This is a genomic window from Burkholderia sp. RS01 (assembly GCF_039748055.1).
Classification (GTDB): Bacteria; Actinomycetota; Actinomycetes; order Actinomycetales; family Micrococcaceae; genus Arthrobacter.
This window is the reverse complement of sequence record NZ_JBDLAK010000106.1, coordinates 1-208: the sequence shown is the minus strand read 5'-3', so window position 1 is coordinate 208 and position 208 is coordinate 1. Positions and strand designations below refer to the sequence as shown.

The following is a 208-nucleotide window of genomic DNA, read 5'->3' as shown; positions in this document are numbered from 1 at the left end:
GACGGGCCCAAGGAACGGAACACAAAAGGAGCGGTCCAAGACACCCAGTCTTGGACCGCTCACCCTTGCCCCCTTGACAAGAAATACCTACATATCAGGTGTACTCAGCCAGTAGGTTGGTTGCACCTGCTGATGGGTGGCTTGCCTCCGAGGCTGCCGTGGGGCCGGTGGTTGTTGTAGAAGTTTAGCCATGGCTGCAGGGCGTCGG

Annotated in this window: 1 protein-coding gene; it reads right to left on the bottom strand. The window is 58.7% G+C overall.

Translation table 11 applies throughout. The features are described 5' to 3' along the window. Positions 1-104: 104 nt before the first annotated feature. Positions 105-208 (bottom strand): integrase core domain-containing protein (locus ABFP37_RS22725; protein ID WP_347035062.1); only part of this gene is annotated, 104 nt, incomplete at its 5' end.